The 6,013-nt window shown below is 45.3% G+C and carries 3 protein-coding genes; all 3 read right to left on the reverse strand.

All coding sequences use genetic code 11. From position 1 onward, the window contains the following. Positions 1–10: 10 nt before the first annotated feature. The gene (locus FNH22_RS26935; RefSeq protein ID WP_143401621.1) at positions 11–943 is read right to left on the reverse strand and encodes a type IX secretion system membrane protein PorP/SprF; all 933 of its coding nucleotides are present in this window, start codon (positions 941–943) and stop codon (positions 11–13) included. A 13-nt stretch (positions 944–956) separates the two neighbouring features. After that, complete coding sequence (locus FNH22_RS26940; protein ID WP_143401622.1) at positions 957–3,518, reverse strand: LamG-like jellyroll fold domain-containing protein; 2,562 nt, start codon at positions 3,516–3,518, stop codon at positions 957–959. Between the two features lie 12 nt (positions 3,519–3,530). After that, positions 3,531–6,013, reverse strand: a 2,483-nt coding sequence (locus tag FNH22_RS26945) for a T9SS type A sorting domain-containing protein (RefSeq protein ID WP_143401623.1), incomplete at its 5' end; no start/stop codon positions are given.

Below are 6,013 nucleotides of genomic sequence, written 5' to 3' on the forward strand. Positions count from 1 at the left end.
AGGGTTTATTTTAAAAATACCTGGGAGAAATGACCTTTTCGGGTACTCCTTTGAATACCCGGTAGTTCAACATAAATTCCCCCGAACCCGAGTTGACTTGTCCCAAATCAGAAGTAACAAAGTCATAGGCCAGCCCTATCTTGAGTCGTTTGCTCAATTGCATTCCAAGGATAGTATTCAAAGAATTCAAATTGCGCAGGGACAATCCCACCCATACCATTTCCTTAATGAAGAAATTCGCACTCAGATCAAAATTGACAGGTGCCCCTGTGACGGATTTTACTAACACGTGAGGTCTGAATTTCAAGGAAGGACTCAGGTCAAACAGATAACCTCCGGACAAAAAATAGTGACGAAGTTGCTGTGCTGCCGAAATAATGTCACTTTTATCAAAGGAGTTTTGGACCAGGAAGGGTACTGAAAAACCAATATCAAACCTGCTTGTACGATAGTACAGACCACCCCCGAAGTTAGGCAACAATGTTGAGACGTTTTCATCCAGGCTGGGATCTGTCACACCGGGTGGCAAAGCCAGGTCACTCAGGTTTTGTTTTTGATTCGTAACACCTGCCTGAAGTCCCATGGCCAGCTTGCCCCTGCCAATGGGTATCTTGTATGCGTAGGAAGCATAAAAATTCAGCACCTCGGTCACTGCGATCTTCTCCCGCTCCACCTGTAATCCTAACCCCATCCTATCAAGCAGACCCAGAGAAGTATGCCCGGAAAACATCTGGTTCGTTGGCGCTTCATCAAAACCTAACCATTGCTCCCGGGCCAATATTGTCAGGTTTAAAGTGGAATCACTTCCGGCATACGCAGGATTAAGCGCCAATCCATTGAACATGTATTGGGTAAACAAAATTTGTTGTTGCCCAAGACTTATGTTTGTGAGACCATGCAAGGCAACCGCACAAAAGAATACAGTGAAAAATTTGCCTCTCATAACGCTAAACTATTTATCGCTTAAGCACCACGTGACCTTTTAGCAATTCCTCACCATTTTGTAGGTCAAGAACATAAAAGTAGGTGCCGTCGGGGGCCTCTTTGCTACCAATTACAGCCCCTTTGCCCGTTTGCCCGGTCCATGCTCTTTCATCGTTGTTATAACCGGATTGCTGAAATATCAAGTCTCCCCATATATTAAAAACTTTAACATGGTTATTTGGAAAGCGCTCGATCCCCGTAATCTCCCAGTGGTCAAGTATTCTATCTCCATTGGGGGTCAGCGCCTCCGAGATAAAAAAATCACCTATCGGAGGTGGTGGAGGAGGTGGAGGCGTTTCCAACCGGACCGATACAACCACTTCAGTACAAAGTTGGTCCGGTCGATTATCACAAACGGTAACAGTAAACGCTTCCGTACCCGTAGAACCTTCTTCCGGAGTATAAGTAAAGCAAGTGTCGAGTGGTGTAGCAATGTCCGTATCACCCGTACCTGAAAGCACTCCTGATACTGAAATGCTGACGCTGTCACGATCGGCATCTGTGATATTCAGACAAACCACCAATGTGGAATCCGTCGGGATCTGGTAGAAGAGCGTGTCCGTTGCAACTACCCCCTCACTTGTAACTACCGGCGCACGGTTAGGAAATGAACACCAGGTAAAATTACCTATTCCTAAACTTTGTTCCGAAGGATTGGAAGATGCGCCACTTGCATTTGTGAAAACAACATGCATGGAATCGATCGGAACGAAAAAACATAAAGAAACATTTCCGTCTGTTCCAACGGCATCATCTACCAAAGTATTTCCGGTAAAACTATTCTGACCTTTAAAGTCGACAGCGGTTCCGGCGGTAAAATCACGCTCAGTTAACCTAACCAGATTACCCTCCCGATAGGCATTCACCACGATAGAATCTGCAAACCCAGCAGGATCAGCATCAATATCCATCAAATCCAGGCAGAATTGGTCTACTTTACGATTAAAAGTAAGTTTCGTAATACTCTCTTCGGTATTCGTTGAAGGGTCTTGTTTCCATACAAGTGCATTCGTACTTTGAAAATCACTTCCTATTATGAAAGAGGTCAGGATACCATTGTTATCGGTAGAAGAGAAATCAAAAAAGAGTCCGTTTTCAATAATGGTGGCCGTGGTCACATCACTGCCTGGTGATCGATCATTCCAATTTAACTCATCTCTTTGATTACATTGGACATATACGAATACCATAGCCGTATCTTTTTCCGGGGCGGTGTTGCAAAAAACTGCCGTGTCCGATACAATATATTTTACCGTATCTACTCCAAAAAAACCACTGTTTGGCGTGTAACTTACGGTGCTATCATTATTCATCAGGTTAGCATTTCCGGACAACGGATACCCTGACATCAAGGTCCCAACCAGAGGCATGGTACTAATACTGACATCATTACTTTGAATATTAATGGTACCGGAAGTATTTTCTGTAATAAGACCAAAGTCATCCCGGGCTACCGGGGTAAAGTCGATAATGTCAATATTGTTACCACCATTATTGGCGTTAGGCGTATAGTCATATACTACCGGGACTTCAACCTCTTCTTCATCAAAGTGCCATAATCCCAGCAGACCGGACTCATCTCCCCGGAACCGGGTACACTGGTCACTCATAATTTCTGCTGGGGTACGCACCCTGTCCCAAATATAAAGTTCATCCATATATCCATCAAAAAAACGATTATCTACTGTAACATCAGCACCGATTACTAACCGGCCATCCACACTGGACAAAGGATCCGCTATGATAGAACTCGTCTGATCATCAGTAGTTAATATTCCATTTATATAGATCTGAACCTCGCCAGGAAACACAAATGGACCAGAAGGATTATTATTGTAAACAACTGCAATGTGATACCAATTATTTTCAGTAAGTGTTTCCACCGTTCGTTTAAAACTACTAGCTGATCCATTTGTACGAAACTCTAATTGTCCCGTATTATTGAACCTTAAGGCATAAGTCTCATTATTAGTCCCATTTTGGAATCGTGATACCAAATATGCTTCATTTCCTCCGTCAGGCAAACTTTTGACCCTTACCCAAAGCCCGATCGTAAAAGACTCATTCGCTAATTGAAGTTCATCACTATTGTTGATAGTGACTGAGTCTGTACTTCCATCAAATACCATGAATTCTCCAAAATCACTTTGAGGCTCGCCTGCGTCTACTATCGAGGCTGGACCTTCACCTGTCCCATTTGTGGCTGTTAAATAGTAGAAGTAAGTTATGCCATTTTCCACTGTGTTGTCAGTATATTGTAGTGTGGATGAACCTGAAATGGTGGCAAGATTAGTAAAACTCAATTTGTCCAGTGAGCGATAAACCGTATAGTCTGTTACCCCCTCTGCTGCAGGGTTGGCTGACCAGGACAGTTCATTTTGACCATCCGCGCTGATTACATAAAAATTAATAGGGGCAGTAGGGACCTGCGCGGCAACTATGTGACATATTAACCAACCTATGGTTACCAGAAGGCCCCGCCTCAGCAGGCCTTCCGGTAACACTTTCAGATTAAAACTCTTACAGTATACCATTGATGTATTTAATTAATGTAACAAAATCCGTTGTTCACGTATGTTATTCCCATAGATCAGCCTACACAGATACAGACCCTTTGTAAGGTTTTCAGTATCCAGGGTCACTTTATGGCTACTATTGGCTTCCACCGTGCCAGCATCCAGTGTCATCACTAAGTTTCCAAAAGATGAATAAACCTCCACCCTTGCTTTAGCCTCTTCAGGCACGGTAAATTCCACCGTGGCAACATCACGCACCGGATTAGGATAAATATTGAATATAGTTTCCTGATATGTTTCAAACCATTCACTTTCAACCGTTGGAGTAGTAAGAGGTTCAGATTCAGGTTGACTAGCAAGCCTGATCTCTCCACCACCTTCAGAAGTGGATACAACTCCACCAGGCGTATTCTCCAGTTCTATACTACAATCCTCTCTACAGCCGGTGACTGTATTTAGAATATCGACGGTAAATAAGGCAATGGATCCCAGTGATCCTGGTGTGAAAGTAATATCAGTAGACCCTTGTCCACTTGCAATTCCCCAGGTTCCTCCGTCATCGTCCTCTACAGTCCACGTATAGGCACCGTTAGTTGTGGAGGCTACACTTAGCATGAGAACATCCCCCGCTGTATACGTAATCTCACATGTGGGTAATGTAGAATTATTCGTCACTGCTATGGTTTTGGAATTAACACAATCGTTGGCTGGGTTAGTAACAGTAACTGCAAACTCACCTGTGATGAATTCAAACGGTACAGTGAGGTTCTGCAAATTAGTAGTACTATCAGGGAAAAAGCCAGCCCACTGTGAAGGCACATCCCATGAGTACTGAGCGCCAGGCACTGAAGAATTCGCTTCAAGCACAAGATTGTTAGGTGCCGCCGTCAGGCAAGTGTGTTGTGCATCTTCTGCAACAAGGTCCGGTATTACGTCATCCTTGATCACCTCAACTACGGCTTCACTGGTACAGCCATTCGTCGGATGAGTAACCGTCAGTGTGTAAGTTCCGAGTTCAGTGACCGCCGGATTTTGTAAGGCTGAACTAAAGTCAGGACCACTCCACGAATAACTAACACCGGTGGTAGTTGAACCTCCCTGTAATGAAACACTGGTAACCGTACAGGTCAGCTTGCCATTTACATCAGCAGTTACATCGGGCCTGGTTGAACTTCCTTGTACCAACACCTGGGCGGTAGAGGTACAACTGTTCGCAGGATCAGTTACTGTCAATATATAAGTTCCGGGTTCAGTGGCCACAGGATTTTGCAACACGGAGGTAAAGCTCTCTGGGCCACTCCAGGAATAGGTGACGCCAGCCGTAGGGGAACCTCCCTGCAATGAAACACTACTAACAACACAAGTCAAATCGCCACTTACACCAGCTGTAGCGCCAGGTGCTGTAATATTCTGTCCTAATATTAACTGTGCGATAGAGGTACAACCATTGGTCGGATGGGTAACGGTAAGTGTGTAAATTCCAGGTTCAGTGGCTGTAGGGTTTTGCAACGATGAAGTAAAGCTTTCTGGACCACTCCACGAGTAGGTTACTCCGGGCGTAAATGAACCGCCTTGTAACATGACACTTTCCAGACTACACGTCAGTACATCACTGACACTGGCGGTTGCACCGGGTTCAGTTATATTCTGCTCCACCGTCACCTGGGCTGTGGAGGTACAACCGTTCGTCGGATGAGTTACCGTCAACTCGTAAATGCCAGGTTCCATGATGGATGGATTTTGTAAGGCTGAAGTAAAGCTTTCAGGGCCACTCCACGCATAGGTCACTCCAATTGTAGCTGAAGCTCCTTGCAACGTGACACTTTCCAGACTACAGGTCAATACATCACTGACACTGGCAGTTGCACCGGGTTCAGTTATATTCTGCTCCACCGTCACCTGGGCGGTAGAGGTACAGCCATTCGTCGGATGAGTTACCGTCAATTCATAAATGCCAGGTTCCATGATGGATGGATTTTGTAAGGCTGAAGTAAAGCTTTCAGGGCCACTCCACGCATAGGTCACTCCAGTTGTAGCTGAAGCTCCTTGCAACATGACACTTTCCAGACTACAGGTCAGTACATCACTGACACCGGCGGTTGCACCGGGTTCAGTTATATTCTGCTCCACCGTCACCTGGGCTGTGGAGGTACAACCGTTCGTCGGATGAGTTACCGTCAACTCGTAAATACCAGATGCGGTAACCGTTGGATTTTGTAAGGATGAACTAAAGTCAGGACCAATCCACGCGTAGGTTACTCCAGTTGTAGCTGAAGCTCCTTGCAACGTGACACTCTCCAGACTACAGGTCAGTACATCACTGACACCGGCGGTTGCACCTGGTTCAGTTATGTTCTGCTCCACCGTCACCTGGGCAGTGGAGGTACAGCCGTTCGTCGGATGAGTTACCGTCAACTCGTAAATACCAGATGCGGTAACCGTTGGATTTTGTAAGGATGAACTAAAGTCAGGACCAATCCACGCGTAGGTTACTCCAGTTGTAGCTGAAGCTC

The organism is Fulvivirga sp. M361 (genome assembly GCF_007097395.1).
Classification (GTDB): domain Bacteria; phylum Bacteroidota; class Bacteroidia; order Cytophagales; family Cyclobacteriaceae; genus Fulvivirga.

What these genes read in the sequence shown, in the direction of transcription:
- FNH22_RS26940 (WP_143401622.1), bottom strand. Translation starts at nt 3,518, where the DNA reads ATGGTATACTGTAAGAGTTTTAATCTGAAAGTGTTACCGGAAGGCCTG.
- FNH22_RS26935 (WP_143401621.1), bottom strand. Translation starts at nt 943, where the DNA reads ATGAGAGGCAAATTTTTCACTGTATTCTTTTGTGCGGTTGCCTTGCAT.